Annotated in this window: 15 protein-coding genes and 1 pseudogene; 12 read left to right on the top strand and 4 right to left on the bottom strand. The window is 63.4% G+C overall.

Going from position 1 to position 17,118, the window contains the following annotated elements; translation table 11 throughout:
• Positions 1–10 precede the first annotated feature (10 nt).
• From DFR67_RS13765 to DFR67_RS13725, 10 genes and pseudogenes are all read left to right on the top strand, one after another.
• Positions 11–1,579 carry a class I adenylate-forming enzyme family protein gene (locus DFR67_RS13765; RefSeq protein ID WP_110470061.1) on the top strand — a complete coding sequence of 523 codons (1,569 nt, stop codon included), beginning with the start codon at positions 11–13 and terminating at the stop codon, positions 1,577–1,579.
• Positions 1,576–3,087 (top strand): annotated as a pseudogene (locus tag DFR67_RS31140) (class I adenylate-forming enzyme family protein); the annotation flags it as partial. The gene DFR67_RS13765 and the pseudogene DFR67_RS31140, both read left to right, overlap by 4 nt.
• A gap of 75 nt (positions 3,088–3,162) precedes the next feature.
• Positions 3,163–3,948, top strand: coding sequence for an enoyl-CoA hydratase/isomerase family protein (locus DFR67_RS31135; RefSeq protein ID WP_245937943.1), 786 nt, complete (start codon positions 3,163–3,165; stop codon positions 3,946–3,948).
• Positions 3,949–4,041: 93 nt separating this feature from the next.
• Entirely contained in the window at positions 4,042–5,472 is a 1,431-nt protein-coding gene (locus tag DFR67_RS13755; protein WP_110470135.1) for an aldehyde dehydrogenase, read from the top strand.
• A gap of 31 nt (positions 5,473–5,503) precedes the next feature.
• The gene (locus DFR67_RS13750) at positions 5,504–6,703 is read left to right on the top strand and encodes a thiolase family protein (RefSeq protein WP_110470060.1); all 1,200 of its coding nucleotides are present in this window, start codon (positions 5,504–5,506) and stop codon (positions 6,701–6,703) included.
• 30 nt (positions 6,704–6,733) lie between these two features.
• Positions 6,734–7,318 (top strand): flavin reductase family protein, encoded by a 585-nt coding sequence (locus DFR67_RS13745; RefSeq protein ID WP_110470059.1) that lies wholly within the window; start codon positions 6,734–6,736, stop codon positions 7,316–7,318.
• 8 nt (positions 7,319–7,326) lie between these two features.
• Positions 7,327–8,514 carry an acyl-CoA dehydrogenase family protein gene (locus tag DFR67_RS13740; protein WP_110470058.1) on the top strand — a complete coding sequence of 396 codons (1,188 nt, stop codon included), beginning with the start codon at positions 7,327–7,329 and terminating at the stop codon, positions 8,512–8,514.
• Positions 8,515–8,524: 10 nt separating this feature from the next.
• On the top strand, positions 8,525–9,457 hold the full coding sequence (locus DFR67_RS13735) for an LLM class F420-dependent oxidoreductase (protein ID WP_110470057.1): 933 nt from the start codon (positions 8,525–8,527) through the stop codon (positions 9,455–9,457).
• A 12-nt stretch (positions 9,458–9,469) separates the two neighbouring features.
• Positions 9,470–10,045 carry a PaaI family thioesterase gene (locus tag DFR67_RS13730; RefSeq protein ID WP_110470056.1) on the top strand — a complete coding sequence of 192 codons (576 nt, stop codon included), beginning with the start codon at positions 9,470–9,472 and terminating at the stop codon, positions 10,043–10,045.
• A 37-nt stretch (positions 10,046–10,082) separates the two neighbouring features.
• On the top strand, positions 10,083–10,829 hold the full coding sequence (locus tag DFR67_RS13725; RefSeq protein ID WP_110470134.1) for an SDR family NAD(P)-dependent oxidoreductase: 747 nt from the start codon (positions 10,083–10,085) through the stop codon (positions 10,827–10,829).
• 167 nt (positions 10,830–10,996) lie between these two features.
• Here DFR67_RS13725 and DFR67_RS13720 read toward each other — a convergent pair whose 3' ends face one another.
• Positions 10,997–11,596, bottom strand: a complete 600-nt coding sequence (locus DFR67_RS13720; RefSeq protein ID WP_084836495.1) for a TetR/AcrR family transcriptional regulator — start codon at positions 11,594–11,596, stop codon at positions 10,997–10,999.
• Positions 11,597–11,721: 125 nt separating this feature from the next.
• On the opposite strand from DFR67_RS13720, the gene DFR67_RS13715 reads away from it, so the two are divergent.
• Positions 11,722–13,218: an aldehyde dehydrogenase family protein gene (locus DFR67_RS13715; protein ID WP_110470055.1), complete on the top strand. Its 1,497-nt coding sequence runs from the start codon at positions 11,722–11,724 to the stop codon at positions 13,216–13,218.
• Positions 13,219–13,263: 45 nt separating this feature from the next.
• A complete protein-coding gene (locus tag DFR67_RS13710) occupies positions 13,264–14,133 on the top strand; it encodes a mycofactocin-coupled SDR family oxidoreductase (protein WP_084836497.1) in 870 nt (289 codons plus the stop codon).
• A 59-nt stretch (positions 14,134–14,192) separates the two neighbouring features.
• Here DFR67_RS13710 and DFR67_RS30520 read toward each other — a convergent pair whose 3' ends face one another.
• The 3 genes from DFR67_RS30520 to DFR67_RS13695 all read right to left on the bottom strand — a co-directional run bounded on the left by DFR67_RS30520 (position 14,193) and on the right by DFR67_RS13695 (position 17,072).
• Positions 14,193–14,354, bottom strand: a complete 162-nt coding sequence (locus tag DFR67_RS30520; protein WP_158539960.1) for a hypothetical protein — start codon at positions 14,352–14,354, stop codon at positions 14,193–14,195.
• Positions 14,355–15,253: 899 nt separating this feature from the next.
• A complete protein-coding gene (locus tag DFR67_RS13700) occupies positions 15,254–15,784 on the bottom strand; it encodes a DoxX family protein (protein WP_110470054.1) in 531 nt (176 codons plus the stop codon).
• Between the two features lie 76 nt (positions 15,785–15,860).
• Positions 15,861–17,072 (bottom strand): CaiB/BaiF CoA transferase family protein, encoded by a 1,212-nt coding sequence (locus DFR67_RS13695; RefSeq protein WP_110470133.1) that lies wholly within the window; start codon positions 17,070–17,072, stop codon positions 15,861–15,863.
• Positions 17,073–17,118 lie beyond the last annotated feature (46 nt).

Here is a 17,118-nt window from a genome sequence, read left to right as displayed (position 1 = left end):
GTGAGGCAACGTGCTTGTAGGCGACATCTCCACGAACAACGCTCGTCGATACCCGGACAAACCCGCCGTCGTCGAGTCCGGGCGGACCCACACCTGGGGTGACGTCGATGAGCGGGCCCGCCGCCTGGCCAACCACATGCTTGCCGCGGGGCTGCGCAAGGGCGACCGGGTCATCGTGATCGCCCGCAACTGCATCGAATGGCCGGAGATCACCTTCGCCTTCGCTAAGGCGGGACTCGTGACCGTGCCGGTGAACATCCGGCTGGCGCCAGACGAACTGGCCCATGTCCGCGACGACTCGGGGGCGGTGGCCGCGGTGGTCCACACCGATCAGGTCGAGCGGTTCGGTTCAGAGCTGGGCGATCTGAAGGCACTACTCGAAATCGGCGGAAGCACGGTGGGAGCTGACTACGAGACAGCACTGCGCGCCGCCGACGACAACGATCCGACGCCGGAATCGCTGCGGCCGGACGATATTCAGTTCATCCTGTACACGAGCGGCACCACAGGCCGTTCCAAGGGCGTTATCAATACCCACCGCGGCATGCTCGCGCAAGCCGTCGACACCAGTCTGGTCACCGAGACCAACCGAAGCGACGTGTTCCTCGCGACCACTCCGTTCTTCACCGCGGGCGGAATGGTTCGGACGCTGTCGTGGACGTACCTCGGCCAGACCATGGTGATCCACAAGCGATTCGATCCGCAGGCGGTCATAGACGAGATCGAGCGCAGCGGAGTCACCTTCACCACGTTCATCCCCACAATGTTGCAGCGCACCCTGCGGATCCTCGAAGAAGGCCCGCCGCGGGACATGTCGAGTCTGCGCCGGATCAGCTACGGTTCGGCACCCGTTCCTCCGGGCCTGGCCAAGAAAGCAATGGATCTGCTCGGGTGCGATCTGCAGCAGCGCTACGGACTCACCGAATGTGGCGGTCAGGCAACCATCCTGACGCCGCAGGATCACCGCGACATGGTCGACGGCAAGACGAGCATCCTGACCTCCTGCGGCCAGGAGACCCCGATGTGCTCGATCAGGATCGTCGATGCCGACGGGAACGACCTGCCCACCGGTGAGGTCGGCGAGATCGTCATCGTGAGCGAAGCCAACGCCGTCGGGTACTGGAATCGTCCGGATCAGACCAAGCAGTCGTTCCGCCCGAGTGGCCTGTGGTCCGGTGACCTCGGATACCTGGACTCCGAGCGCTACCTGCACATCACCGGCCGCAAGACGGACATGATCATCTCCGGTGGCTTCAACGTGTACCCGGCCGAGATCGAACGCGTCATCGGACATCATCCCGCAGTGGAGATGGTCGCCGTCGTCGGTGTCCCGGACCCGGAATGGGGCGAGACGCCCATCGCTGTTGTGGTCCCCAAGGGAAACATCCACGAAGACGCCGTGACGGCCGAACTCACCGCGCTGTGCCGCGCCGAATTGGCCGGCTACAAGCAACCGAGACGCTTCGAGTTCCGGACCGAGTTCCCGCTCGGACCGGCCGGCAAGATCCTCAAGCGTGTGATCGCTGATTCGCTGGTCCCGGCCCCGGAGAAGGTTGCGGCCTCCCAGGTGTCGTCGTGACCTCCACACAGAACAAGCCGGTGGTCGCGATCGCAAAGGCGACGAACTACTGGGATCTCCTGAGCGAGCGGGTGGAACTGAGCCCGTCGCGGGAGTTCGCCGTCGACGAACACGGACGCCGCTTCACCTTCGCCGCCCTGTCGGATCTGGCAGAGACCACGGCCGCAGCCCTTTACGCCCACGGCGTCCGGGTCGGCGACGTGGTGTCGTGGCAGCTGCCGAGCAGTGTCGAATCCATGGCGCTGTCGCTGGCCCTGTCGCGCCTGGGCGCGGTGCAGAATCCGATCATCCCGATGCTGCGGGAGAGTGAGGTCGCGTTCATCACCGGGCAGGTCGGCGCATCGCTGCTTATCGTGCCCGCCGGGTTCCGGGGTTTTGATCACGGGGCCATGGCGATCGCGGTCGCCGAGCGGACCGACGGCCTGCGGACCTTGATCGTCGACGAGACGTGGATGTCCGGGGATCCCTCGACGCTGCCGACCCGCTCGGAACGCGACGACAACGCGGTGAGCTGGATCTTCTACACTTCCGGGACCACAGCGGCGCCCAAAGGCGTCAAACACGGTGATGCCGGATTGATCTCTGCTGCAAAGACCTTTGTCACCAATGTGCAGGTGACTCCCGATGAGCGCTGCGCCGCCTACGTGCCGATCACACACGTGGGAGGCATCGCCCACGTCTTGAGCAGTCTGTTGGTCGGGCACACCCTGATCACAGCGGCCGCCTTTGTTCCCGAGGACAATGCGAAACAGCTGATCTCCGAGGGCGCCACCCTGATCGGTTCGGGCCTGCCGTTCACCACCGAATACGTTCGCATCTCACGTGAGAGCGGTGTTGCTCCACTGTTCCCTCGGGCACGTGCCACTCTCGGTGGCGGGTCGGGTCGACCGGCCGAATTGAGCCGGGCGACATCACAACATCTCGGGGGAGTAGGCATCATCTCGGGATACGGGATGACCGAATGCCCGTACCTGACATGGGGTAGTCCGGACGACACGGACGACGAACATGCGGTCTTCGAAGGTACACCCGGTCCGCAGGGACGGGTGCGCATCGTGGGTGCCGATGGCACCGAACTGCCAGTCGGCGAGATCGGCGAGATCCGCGTGCACGGCCCACAACTGTTCCACGGCTACGTGGACTCGGCCCAGGATGAGGGTGCGCTCGACGAGCAGGGATTCTTCCGCACGGGCGATCTCGGTTTCCTGAACACTGCCGGCCGGCTCTCGGTGACCGGACGGATCAAGGACATCATCGTGCGCAAGATGGAAAACATCTCGGCGCGCGAGGTCGAGGAAGCGCTGATCAACGATCCCGCCATCGCCGACCTCACTGTGATCGGCATGCCCGACAACGTATCAGGGGAGCGGGTGTGCGCGGTGGTGGTGCCGAACGATCCGAATGTACCGCCGGACCTGGATTCTATCCGCGCATACCTCGCGACCACGACCCTCAACAAGCGCAAGTACCCGGAACAGGTTGAAGTAGTCGACCGGATTCCCCGCAACTCTCTCGGGAAGATCACCAAGTCGCAGGTGCGCAGCGATCTCCTCGACCCCGCAGAAAAGGTCTCGGTGTCCACGATGACGTCCGAATCACAGTACACAACAGTGGAGTTCGAGGTCGCCGACCACATCGCCACCATCACGCTGAACCGGCCTGATCGGCTGAATTGTTTCAACGAGACGATGGCCAATGAAATGGCGGAGATCTGGGGACGGGTCCGCGATGACGACGACATCCGCGTCGCTGTGCTGCAAGCCAACGGTGACCGCGCCTTCTGCACCGGTGTGGACGTCAGCGAAGGCGCCTGGTGGACACACATCAACCGATTCAACCAGGAAGACCCCGGCGTTCTGCTGGGACCGAAACAACATCGGGTCTGGAAGCCGGTTGTCTGTGCGCTCCATGGGATGGTCGCCGGTGGCGCGATGTATTTCGTCAACGAGTCCGACATCGTCATCTGCAGCGACGACACCACCTTCTTCGACCCCCATGCCAACGCCGGCATCGTCTCCGCGCTCGAACCGATGGGCATGCTGGCCCGTGGGATACCACTGGGCGAGGTATTGCGGTGGGCGCTGATCGGTAGTGACGAGAGGATGACCGCTGACAGTGCTCTGCGGACCGGCATCGTCACCGAGATCACGTCCCGAACCGAACTGCGTGATCGTGCGCAACAACTTGCAACCGAGATCGCCGGACGGCGCCCGGAGGCCATCCAGGGCACGGTGCGTGCGATCTGGGAGTCGCTGGACATGACACCGTCCACCGCGCTGCGAACCGGTCTGTCGTACACGCAGATCGGGAATGTGGGATCAGGCCGGAGCGATTCCCGGAAGAACAAGCGCACCCCACGTTTTCGCTGACCCGCCCGCCAGGTTTTCTAAGGAGTTCACGTGAGCACACATACCCTCACCGACCAGATCGCCAGCTATCCACTGCTCATCGGAGGCGACGAAATGGCGGCGGAATCAGGCAAGACGTACGAGAGTGTCGATCCTTTCACCGGTGAGCCATGGGTGCAGGTTCCCGACGCCGGTGCCGCAGACATCGACAGGGCGGTGAAGGCCGCGCGCGCAGCGCTGTCCGGACCGTGGGGCGACCTGACCGCCTCGGCCCGAGGCAAATTGATCTGGCGCCTCGCCGAGCTCATCGCGCGGGACGCCGACGAACTGGCCGAACTCGAGGTCCGCGACGGTGGCAAGCTGCTCCGCGAGATGTCCGGACAGATGCGCGGATTGCCCGAATACTTCTACTACTACGCGGGAATGGCCGACAAGCTCGAAGGTAGCGTGATCCCCACCGACAAGCCCAATTTCCTCGTGTACACCACCCACGAGCCGGTCGGTGTGGTCGGCGCGATCACCCCGTGGAACTCCCCATTACTCTTGCTGTCGTGGAAATTGGCCGCCGGCCTCGCCGCGGGCTGCACGTTCGTGATCAAGCCGAGCGACCACACCCCGGCGTCCACCCTGGCATTCGGGAAGCTCTTCGCCGAAGCCGGCTTCCCGCCGGGCGTGGTCAACGTGGTCACCGGCTGGGGCCCGGAGACCGGCGCCGCGCTGGCCTCGCATCCCGACGTCGACAAGATTGCGTTCACGGGGTCGACCGGAACCGGAATCCGGGTCGGTCAGGCCGCGGTGGCGAACATGACCCGGTTCACCCTCGAGCTCGGCGGCAAATCGGCGCAGGTGGTCTTCGGAGATGCCGACCTCGATGCCGCGGCCAACGGAGTCATCTCCGGGATCTTCGCCGCCACCGGACAGACCTGTCTGGCGGGCTCCCGGCTGCTCGTCCACGAGAGTGTGGCCGACGAACTGATCCAGAGGGTCGTCGCCCGCGCGTCGACGATCGTCCTCGGCGATCCCAAGGACCCACGTACCGAGATGGGGCCCGTGTCCAACGAGCCGCAGTATCAGAAGGTGCTGTCGCACTTCGACTCTGCGCGCGAACAGGGCGCAACCATCGCCTACGGCGGTGAGCCCGCCGGCGAACTGGGCGGGTACTTCGTCAAACCGACCGTACTGACCGGAGTCACCGCGGACATGCGTGCGGTGTCCGAGGAGATCTTCGGACCGGTGCTCACGGTCTCGACGTTCGCCGACGAGGACGAGGCGATCACGGTCGCGAACTCCACCGAGTTCGGGCTGGCCGGTTCGGTGTGGACCAAGGATGTGCACCGCGCCCACCGGGTCGCCGCGAAGCTGCGGGCGGGCACGGTCTGGATCAATTCCTACCGGACCGTCGCACCACACGTCCCCTTCGGTGGAGTGGGTGCCAGCGGTATCGGCCGCGAGAACGGCATCGACGCCGTCAAGGATTTCACCGAAACCAAATCCGTCTGGGTCGAACTCAGCGGTGCCACGCGCGACCCCTTCACGCTCGGCTAAGGCCGCGCACCCCGAACGAAAGGTTCACACCATGTCAGCCATCGAAGCCGTCATCGTCGCCGGAGCGCGCACCCCGGTCGGCACCTCCTTCAAGGGAACCCTGCGCGACACGACGGCGATGGAACTCGCCGAAGTCGTTGTCGCAGAGGTCCAGAAGCGCTCGGGCCTCGAGCCTTCGCAGATCGATGACATCATCCTCGCCGAGTCGAACTACGGCGGCGGCGATGTCGCGCGGCACGCGGCGGTGGTGACCGGGATGACCCAGGTCCCCGGCCAGGCCATCAACCGGCATTGTGCGGGCAGCCTGACCGCGATCGGAAACGCGGCAGCGCAGATCATCTCCGGTGCCGAGCGGGCAATCATCGCCGGCGGCACGCAATCGATCTCCACCAGCCCACTGCAGTCCTTCCGGACGCCCGGCACCGTCGACGAGTTCACCAACAAGTGGATGCCGCCGACCCATCCGGACAGCCCTGAGGCCCCGAACATGGACATGTCGATCACGGTCGGGTGGAACACCGCGACCGAACTCGACCTGACCCGCGAAGAAATGGACGCCTGGGCACTTCGTTCACATCAGCGAGCCATCGCCGCCATCGACTCGGGGGCCTTTGTCGACGAGATCATCCCTGTCTCGGCGCGACAGCAAGACGGCACGTTCGTCGAGTTCACCACGGACGAGCACCCGCGTCGCGACACCACAGCGGAACGGCTGGCCGGTCTGAAGACCCTGCACCCCGAGATCGAGGGATTCTCGATCACGGCCGGTAACTCCAGCGGCATCAATGACGCCGCCGCCGCCGTCATGGTGGTCGGCTCCGATCTTGCCGCGGCCGAGGAGCTCGAGGTCTTGGCCACCGTGAAGGCCTGGGCAGCAACCGGTATCAACCCGGCCCACACCGGCCTTGCTGTTCTGGACGTCATTCCCAAGGTCCTCGACCGCGCCGGCATCGGGGTGTCCGATGTGGCGCTCTGGGAAATCAATGAGGCTTTTGCCGCGGTGCCGGTCGCAGCGTGCAAGAAGCTCGGCATCAGCGAGGACATCGTCAACGTACTCGGAAGCGGATGCTCAATCGGTCATCCGGTGGCGGCGTCGGGCGCGCGCATGATTCTCTCCCTGATCAACGAATTACGCCGTCGCGGAGGCGGATACGGTGTCGCGGCGATGTGCGCCGGTGGTGGACAAGCCGGAGCAGTGGTCATCGACGTGCCCTCGCCCGCCAAGAGCTGAACCCAACCACAACAATCCGAAGGAATTGACATGACGGTAGATATCAACGCGGCAAATAAAACGCTGGCCGGCCTGCGCCCGTTCCCGGTCGCCATCACGACAGTCGACGGCGGGTTCGCCAACGGCCTGATGTCCTTGTCTGCCGGTTCGGCGAGCATCATCCCCGAAGCTCCGAGGGCGATGTGTGGGCTGACCAAATACAACATGACCCATGACATGGTCCTGAACTCGGGCGTATTCGTCATGCACATGCTCAGTGCCGGGGACGACGAGGTCGATGCGTCGATGGAAATCCTGATGACACTCGGCGGCAGCTCGGGCCGCGATGGTGACAAGATCGGGAAGCTGCGAACCAAGACCGGCGAGACGGGAGCGCCGATCCTTCTCGACGCGCACAGCTACGTAGAGTGCCGCGTGGTCGGATCCCTAGACGTCCAGGAGAGCACTATCTTCGTCGGCGACGTTGTCGCCTCCGAGGTGTTCAGCGAAGCTCAACGCATCAAAATCGGTGAGGCCTGGGGCAAACTACCCGAGGACTGGATCGAGCAGTACGACGCCAACCACGTTCCACAGTTGCAGAGCGCCAAGGACCACCGCTTCGGTCAGAAGGTCTGAGGCCACACATGACTGTGGATGCCGTCACAGACGTCCAAGGTCCGCCGCTCGGATCTTGGGAGCTGCCCGATGAGTTGCGCATGCTTCGCGAGACGGTGCGGCGGTTCATGGAGCGCGAGGTGCACCCGCTCGAGGCCACCCTTCCGCACGACGCCGCCGGACTTCCTCGGGATCAGTTGATCCGGTTGCAGGACATAGCCCGCCGACTCGGACTGTGGGCCCTGCAGACCCCGGAGGAGTTCGGCGGTGCGGGACTGAGCGTGCTCGGCCAGGTGGTGGTGGCCGAAGAAGCATCCAAGTGCCGAATGGGAGCGTTTTTCCCGGCGTTGGGTGCTTTCGGCGGCAATCCACCCAATGTGATGTTCAAGGCGTCGGCCGAGCAGTTCGAGAAGTTCGCGCAACCGATACTCGACGGCCGGATGACCAAGGCCTACACGGCCATCAGTGAGGCGACCGGCGGGTCGGATCCGGCCCGGGCCATCACCCTCAAGGCTGTGCGAGACGGCGACGACTACGTTCTCAACGGCAGTAAGATGTGGACCTCACACGCCGAGAACGCCGACTGGGGTGTGGTGTATGCCCGGACCGGTGAGGGCAGGGCCGGCATCTCGTGCTTCATTGTTGAAAAGGACACACCCGGACTGTCCTTCAGCCGTATCGGTGTGATGGCGTCGTTCTCGCCGTACGAGCTGCATTTCGACAACGTGCGACTGCCGGTGTCGAACCTGATCGGCGCCGAAGGCGGCGGGTTCAAACTGGCCAGCGACTTCCTGATCTACAGCCGGATCATCTACGCCGCCGGGCCGATCGGTATCGCGCAAGAAGCCCTGGACGCGGCGTGCCGCTGGGCCAAGGACCGAGAGGTCTTCGGCGGCAAACTCTCTGACAAGCAAGGCATTGCCTGGATGTTGGTCGACGCCGAAGTGGAACTGCGGGCGGCCCGGCTGCTGATGTATCAGGCGGCCTGGAACGCCGACCTCGGTAAAGACGTCAAGGTCGATGCGTCGATCGCCAAGATGTACGGCACCGAGGTGGCCTACAAGGTCATCGACAAGTGCATCCAGGTCCACGGTGCTCTCGGCCTCTCCGACGAATTGCCCCTGGAGCGGTGGTTCCGCGATCTGCGCGTGAAACGGCTCGGCGAAGGCGCTACCGAAGTGCAGCGTGTTGTGATCGCCCGCGAACTCTTCAAATGAAGGTGTGACGATGGCTTTGAAGTTCAATTTGATGTTCCCGATGCGTGCGGTCAAGCATTACCGCGAATGGATCGGGGACGGCAGTCTCGGTGAGGTCGCGAAGTATTCCGAAGAAGCTGGGTTCGAAGGCTTCTCGATGAGCGAACATCCCTATCCGGACCGTGAGTGGCTCGCGAACGGCGGCCACCACGCGTTCGATCCGTTTGTGTCGCTGGCGATCGCTGCCGAGGCGACGAAAGACATTCGACTGATCACCTACCTGATGGTGGTGGGATACCGCAGTCCGTATCTCGGTGCCAAAGCTGTTACCAGTCTGGATCTCTTGTCCGGCGGCCGGGTGACACTCGGTCTCGGTGCCGGTTACCTGGAATCAGAGTTCGATGCCCTTCGCGTCGACTACAAAGGTCGCGGCAAACTCTTCGACGAGGGCATCGACGCCATGCGCGCGACCTGGCGAGGCGAAGAACACGACGGTCCGGCGTTCGGTGTCGCAGGCCATGTGGCGTTGCCGCTGCCGCTGACCGTCGGCGGTCCGCCGATCTGGATCGGCGGCAACAGCAAGGCTGCGCGGCGTCGGGTGATCGAGAAGGCCGACGGCTGGATGCCCATCGCCCAGAAGGCCGAGATGGCAGCGATCACCAAAACCCCGCCCCTCGAGGACATCGGGGCTCTCGGTGCACAGGTCACTGCACAGAACAAGCTGCGCGCGGAGGCAGGCAAGTCCGACATCGACGTCTCGTTCGTGCCGTTCGAGAGTGGCGTGCTTCGCACGGGTGGCGCCAAGGAGTTCGTAGCCGCCGTGGCGCCGAAGCTGGCCGCCTACGAGGATGCCGGGGTCACCTGGATCACTATCGAGCCGACCAGCCGCACGTTCGCTGACTTCAGAACAGACCTCGCCGTGATGAGCGATGGACTCGTCAACCGGCCGCCCGCTCGCGCGTAGAAGGAGTCACAGATGACAGAGGCGCAGGCCTACGACACCGACGTTTTCGTCGACATGATCGAAGCGTTCCGAGACCTGCAGGCGACACTTTGCCTGGTCGCGCCGCCGCCCGAGGCGACCACCGAGCTGACGGCGACAATTGAGGATGTGACTAATCGGCTCAAAGAATTCGAGGCACCCGAGGGGGATCGCGTCGCTCGTGAGCTGGGGTTGCGGGGGATCGGACATCCGGTCCTCGTTCCGTACCAGGCGACCGACATGTCCGACACCGGCATGCTCGGATCGGTCACGTTCAGTTACGCACACATGGGAAGCACCAATACCGTCCACGGTGGAGTGATCACCATGCTGTTCGACGACGTCCTCGGGATGTTCGTCAGCCGTAAGGGTCAACCGAATTCCCGAACGGCGTTTCTGAAGGTCAACTACCGCAACACCACCCCCGTCAACCGCGAACTGCGGATGACCGCATCAATCGACAAGATCGAAGGGCGCAAGACGTTTGTGACCGGCACCCTGTCCGATGGCGACATCGTGTGCGCCGAGGCGGAAGCACTGTTCGTCCAGCTTCTGCCGGGTCGTCCGTGATCGACGGCTTCGGCCGGACCCAATTAGGGAGAAGATGATGACATTTGAGGATGCCGGTGTTTTGGTTACCGGGGCGGGATCCGGTCTCGGCCGGGCAATCGCGATCCGTCTGGCGAAAGACGGTGCGAAAGTAGTTGTTTCGGACATCAGCCAAGAAGGCGGCGCTGTCACGGTCGACGCCATCGAGGCGGCGGGAGGAAAGGCTGCCTTCATCGAGGCGGACGTTTCTGATGCCGACAGCGTCGAGGCGCTGATCGCAGGGTCGATCGAATACCTCGGCGGACTGGATCTGGCCGTCAACAACGCCGGTATCGCCCACACGCCGGGGGATCTGCACCAATTGTCGATCGCGGAGTGGGATGCGGTGATGGGTGTCGACCTGCGCGGCACGTTCCTGTGCATGCGTGGCGAATTGGCACATATGGTGGAGGCCGGTCACGGCAAGATCGTCAACATGGCGTCGAATGCCGGCACCAAGAATGCGCCCGGTATGGCCGCCTATACCGCTGCCAAGCACGGTGTCGTGGGTCTGACGAAGAATGCCGCGCTGCAGTACGCTCGTCGCAACATCCAGGTCAACGCGGTGGGCCCCGGGACGATCCTGACCGAAGGGATCATCGCTTTCGGTGCCGACCAGCAGGAAAGATGGGCGGATCTCATTCCGGTCGGCCGCATGGGAAAGCCCGAAGAGGTTGCAGCCGCCGTCGCCTACCTGTTGTCGGATGAGGCAGGCTTCGTCACTGGGCACACCCTTCTCATCGACGGCGGCCTGATGTGGGATTGACCTCCCGCGAGACAGCCGCCGACCGTGCCTTTGATTCCGTTGAGCGGGTCTCTATGCCGATCGAGCGGGCCGTTGAACTCCGCGGCGGCACGTTCGGTTGCAACAAGGGCACGCTCGGCGGAAACAAGGGCACGGTCGACGTAACCAAAGGCCCGCTCGGCGGAGGGTCAGGTGGTTGTGAATCCGTTGCGCACCAGAGCGAAAGCTTCCTCGAGCAGTCGATCCGGCCGAGCTTCGTCGGAATCGGCCCAGACGGTCAGTGCGGTCCAACCGGCGCTGAAGAGGCTCTGCGCCAACAATTTCGTGAACAGATCGTCAGCGTTGTGATGCGTGCGTTCCGTGATGAACCCGATCACCACGGATTCCCAGGGATTGAACCGGGTCGATCCGAGGGGCCAACCGTTGGACGACTCCGCGATGATCGACACTTGCGTGCGCAAGAGATCGATCTCGGAATCAAGGTAGGTGAGCATCGCGGGGAGCTCGACACAGAGAACGGCGATCGGCTCTTCGGAGTCCGGCACCGTCCGCAGCTTCTCGGCCAGCGCGGTGACTTCGTCGGTGGACCGATCCCAGAGGATGTCGGCCTTGGCGGCAAAGTACCGCAGGAGCGTGCTGCGCCCGATGCCGCATTCCTCCGCGATGTCGGCCATCGTGACCGAGTCGTAGCCGCGATCGGCGAACAATCGCAGCCCGACCGCCGCAATTGCGCTCTTGTCGGTGACGCGGGGCCGTCCGCCGCGGTTCGTCTTCTGTAGCTCGGTCATCGGGCCTCCTTCACGCGAGAACTGTACTACGAACAGGGGTTGTGGACCTTAGGTCCAAAAGGTACCGTATGTGACAGGGGACACAGGTCGCCCCGCACATGGATGTGCGGGATTGGAGGACACAAATGTCAGCAGCACAATCGGTTTCGGTCACCCACGAGGAGCGATTTCTCCTCGATGGCACCCTGAGGCACTCCGGAAACGGAGCGACCATCGACGTCGTGAACCCGGCGACCGGCGGGGTGGTCGGCGTCGTCGCCGATGCCACCGACGGCGACATGGACGCGGCGATCGCGGCGGCTCGTCGGGCCTTCGACACCACGACATGGGCTACGGACCTCGAGTTCCGGCAGCGGTGCCTGCGTCAGCTTCATGAGGCGATCAGTTCAGAAGCGGAAGAGCTTCGAATGGAGCTGGTCACCGAAGTGGGCGCTCCGCTCATGACAACGTATATGGCACAACTCGATTGGCCCTTGTCCGACGGACTTCTGTGGCCGGCCGAGGCTGTCGGGGATCTTCCCTGGCATCGGCGCATTGCCGACAGTTCGCTGCTCGGGATGATCAACATGCGCTACGTGTTCAAAGAGCCCGTCGGCGTCGTGGCGGGCATCATCCCGTGGAACTTCCCGTTCGAGATCTTGATCAGCAAGCTGGGACCGATTCTTGCGACGGGGAACACGGTGGTCATCAAAGCGGCGTCGGAGACTCCCTGGAACGCCACGCGCGTCGGGCGGTTGATCGCAGAGAAGACCGAAATCCCCGCCGGCGTCGTCAACATCATCACGACCGGCGACACCACCGTTGCGCAGCAGTTGGTCACCGACCCTCGTATCGACATGATCTCGTTCACCGGATCCACCAGGACCGGGCAGCTGATCACCGAGAAGTCCGCCCCGACGTTCAAGAAGCTCCTGCTCGAGCTGGGTGGCAAGAGCGCCGGAATCATCTTGGAAGATGCTGATCTCGCGTTGGCTCTGCCATCTGCAATGTCGGCGTGTATGCATGCCGGTCAGGGGTGCGCACTGCCGACTCGTCTGCTGGTTCACCGGTCCAAGTACGACGAGGCGGTCGCCACCCTGGAGCAGGTCTACGCCGCACTCCCGTACGGTGATCCCGCCGATCCCGGCGTGTTCTGTGGTCCGGTGATCACAGAGAAGCAGCGGACCAACATTCTCGATCTGATCGCGCGCGGTCAGTCCGAGGGTGGAAGGTTGGTCGTCGGTGGAAAAATCCCCGAGGACCAACCGAACGGCTACTTCGTGCAGCCGACGCTGTTCGCTGATGTCGACAACTCGGCCACGATCTCGCAGGCCGAGATCTTCGGCCCGGTCTTGTCGGTGACACCGTTCGACGACGACGCCGACGCGATCAGGATTGCCAATGACAGTGTCTACGGATTGTCCGGCAACGTGTTCACGAGTTCGCCTGAGCGCGCGCTGAATGTTGCTCGCGGGGTTCGCACCGGTTCTTTCATGATCAACGGCGGGATGTTCTACGGGTCGGACTCTCCGTACGGCGGCTACAAGCGCAGCGGCGTCGGCAGGCAAGGTGGCATCGAGGGCCTAGAGACCTACCTCGAGACCAAAGCGGTGGCCACCACGCTGCCGCTCGACATCCCCTGAACAACACATACAACACCATCGAGAACTGAACGAGGAGAACACATCATGGCGGGAAGAGTCGAAGGCAAAGTTGCTTTCATCACCGGTGCGGCACGCGGCCAGGGCCGAAGTCACGCAGTGCGACTGGCTGAAGAGGGCGCCGACATCATCGCAGTCGACATCTGCGAGCAGATCGAGTCGAATCCCTATCCACTTGCCACTGAGGAAGATCTGGCCGAGACCGCCAAGCTGGTCGAAAAGCTGGACCGTCGGATCGTGACCGTCAAGGCGGATGTGCGCGACCGGTCGCAGCTGCAGGCGGCGCTCGATGAAGGATTGGCCGCGCTCGGCCATCTCGACATCGTGGTCGCCAACGCCGGCATCCTGCCGATGGCCATGGGTGACCCGCACGCGTCCGACTTCGTTGATGCCGTCGACGTCGACCTCGTCGGTGTGATGAACGCTGTGGCGGTGTCCATGCCGCACCTGGGCAAGCAGGCTTCGGTCGTGATCACCGGGTCGACTGCCGCAATGTTGCCCAACACGACTGACAATCCAGCGATGGGACCAGGGTCTGCCGGATACGGATGGGCCAAGAAGACCTTGATGGGCTACTCAGAGCAGCTCGCGTTGCACCTGGCGCCAGAGTTCATCCGTGTCAACGTGATCCACCCGACCAACGTCAACACCCATCTCCTGCACAACGACGGCCTCTACTCGATGTTCCGGCCGGATCTGGAGAACCCGACCCGTGAGGACGTCGAACCCGCCTTCACGATGTTCCAGGCGATGCCCATCCCATACGTGGAAACAGTGGACATCTCGAACGCCGTGCTCTTCTTCGCGTCGGACGAATCGCGTTACATCACAGGCCAGCAACTCCGTGTTGATGCGGGGTCGCTTCTGAAGATGCCGGGCGGCCCCACCAACATGTAGGTAGCTGTTAGTTCCCTGTGGTCACCCTGCGCAAGGGTGACCACAGGTGTGGTCTGCGGTCAGTGCCCGGCGGCATTCTGCGACCGGCCGTGTGCGAAGACCGCTCTGGTGGACTGGGCGACTGCGCTCACTTCGGCGGTCCAGGCCCGGTTGACTTCGGTCTCTCGGGCGAGGGCATCAGCGATCCCGTCATCGGATCGCCCGTCGTAGAGCGACCACACCTGCTGCAGTGTGGTCGAATCGGCCGCCGGTGAAGGCTTCAGCGACGGCCAGTCCGCGGTCGTGCAACGCTGTCGGTTGTGCTTTCATACTCAGCCATTCCTAGCCCTACGACCGTCCGATACGGGCAGTCCGAACCCAGGAGTTCTTCATGAGTGCAGATGGATCCACGAGTCGTCCGTTGCTGAGGCAATCGGCGGAACCGATTGGGGTGAGCCGCGTTCGCGCACCGTGACTTGGCACGACCCGTCAATTTCATGCGTGGGGTGATACTCGATTCCGGACAATTGGCGGCGCGCGGTTGGGTGAGGAAACGTACGTCATCGGCGGCTCGGGTAGCGGGTGTGCCCGCTCGGCCCGGTAGGCGTCGGGCATGAGATAGAGGTAACGTCGCCATGCCCTGGGGCGCATCAACACTGGTGGCGTCGATGATTCGGCCCTTCGACCAGATGAGGTTGACGATGGCAGCGTAGGTGATGTCGACACGTGCCTCCGAGACACCAAGGAGGACTTCATCATGACGACCACCATCAGCATCATCGGCTCGGCCACGGAACCACCGTCGGCACGTTCGGCGTAATTCCGTCAGGTGACATCGTCTTCGTGGCCGTCCCGTACACCACTGTGGTTCCAGCGGTCGCGAATCTACGGGGAACCGCTGGCCGCAAGATCCTCGTCGACATCTCCAACACGTTCGACGCCGACGCCCGGCGGATTGACAACTGCCACAGGCACATCGGCGGCCAGGAGATCGCGGCTGTTGCCCCTGAGAGCGCACATGTGAAGGCATCTGAATACGATCTTCGGCCACGTCCTTGCTCAAGACAAGCCCTTGGGCGCGTTCGGTGCCATCGACCAGGTAGATTGCCGGTCGTCGAAAGGCTGAGCCCCGGCGTCGGCGCTAATTCGGCACAGGTCGGTGGAAAGCGGCCAGCTGTGCACCTGCGGCAATGAGCCCGAGACCGGCAGTCAATGCCGCAGCGTGATTTCCACTGATAGTGGTGTCGAGTCCGAGCGCCCGATCGACACTCCAACGACCGGGACCGATGCCGGCCAGGGCGACAGCGCCGACGGCGAGGTTGGCGACGTACTCCCATCCTTCCGAGGTTATGAAGAATCCTTTCGAGGCGTGCACTGAGCGGGCCGCGACGGCCATTGTCCCGACCACCGCCGCGGCAGCCAGCGGTGTTGCGGCGCCGGCGACTATCGCAGCTCCGGAACCGACTTCTACGACCGCACTGGCCTGGGCCTGAAGTCTGGGCCGGCGAAAGCCAATCGATCCGAACCAGCCGGCCGTGCCGTCGATGCTGCGGCCGTGCTTGACCCCATGAGCGATCATTGTGGCGCCGATTGCCGCGCGCAGTAGCAGCTGGACGCTGGAGTGGCCGGAATGGGTTGTTGCTGAATCGGGCTTGATTCGCACGCGGGTCATATGTGTAGTCCTTGGATCAGATGATGCGAGATCGGGTTTGCGGCACACTCGTTCCGCAAACCCGATCCCCGGTTGCTCACAAGATGGCGGAGCTGATCTTGAGTTCGATGATCTCTTCTTCGCTCAGACCGAGTTCGGTGAGGATCGCGTCGGTGTGCTCACCATGGCTTGGGGCCCGACGAAGTTCCAGTGGTGCCTCGTCGAATTGAACGGGACTCGCCGCGAGCGCGAACTCGTTTCCGCTGCTGTCCGAAGTCCTCGGCAAGTAGCCGTTTGCGATGACCTGCGGGTCGTTGTGCACCTCGTATGGGGTTCGCAGGACGTCCCAGACGCCGTCAAAGCCGCTGAACGCTGCTTCCCAGTGGCTCAACGGCTTCGACTCGAATGTGCCCCGCAGCTCCGTGATGCATTCGACCCGATTCTGAAAACGGACGAGCGCGTGTGAGAAGCGCTCGTCCTCGATGAGGTCGGTGCGACTGAGTCGGGTGCAGAAATCACTCCAGAATCGATCGGCCTGCAGCAATACGAAGCTGATGAATCGGCTGTCCTGAGTCTTGTAGATGTTGGCCACTGGGTTCGGCATGGCGCTCAGATCGAACTTGGGGATGTCGGCGCCGAGAACCCCGGCGCCAACGATGTCTGGCCCCAGTTGCCAGATGGCGGCGTTCAGAAGTGAGACGTCAACGACAGATCCTTCTCCGGTGCGTTCGCGCTTGAGCAAAGCCGCAGTGATGCCTGCGGCAATCGCGAGCCCGCCATACGAGTCGCCGAAAGCGGGCCGTTGCACCGGTGGGTAGTCGCCGTTGCCGGCCGAATAAGCTTCGGCGATGCCGCCGCGCGACCAGTAGGCCGCTAGATCGTAGCCACCCTGCGCGGCCAGATCGCCCTTCGTGCCGTAGCCGTGCCCGCGCGCGTAGATGATCTTCGGGTTGCGGGAGCGGATGGCGTCGACATCGACGCCCATGCGCGCACGCGAATCAGGCAGCAGGTTTGTCACGAACACATCGGCGGTCTCGACCAGCTTCATCAGGACTTCGAGGCCTTCGGGGGTTCCTGTGTCGATACCGACACTTCGCTTGCCGCGATTGGGTTGTTCGACGAAGTGATTGACGCCTCCGGAGCCGGTGACCACCCCGGAACTGATCAGTCCGCGCTGAGGATCGCCGGTCTCAGGGTGTTCGATCTTGATCACATCGGCGCCCCAGTCCGCGAGCACTGCGCCGGCAGCGGGAACAAAAGTCCAGGCAGCGAGCTCAACTACGCGGATACCGGAGAGAGTGTCGTTCATGGCGTTTCCTTTCATGCCGTCGAATCGGCGAGGCGACAGGCGGCGA

The organism is Williamsia limnetica, assembly GCF_003217475.1.
Lineage (GTDB): Bacteria > Actinomycetota > Actinomycetes > Mycobacteriales > Mycobacteriaceae > Williamsia > Williamsia limnetica.
This window is presented reverse-complemented; position numbering and strand designations above follow the sequence as displayed.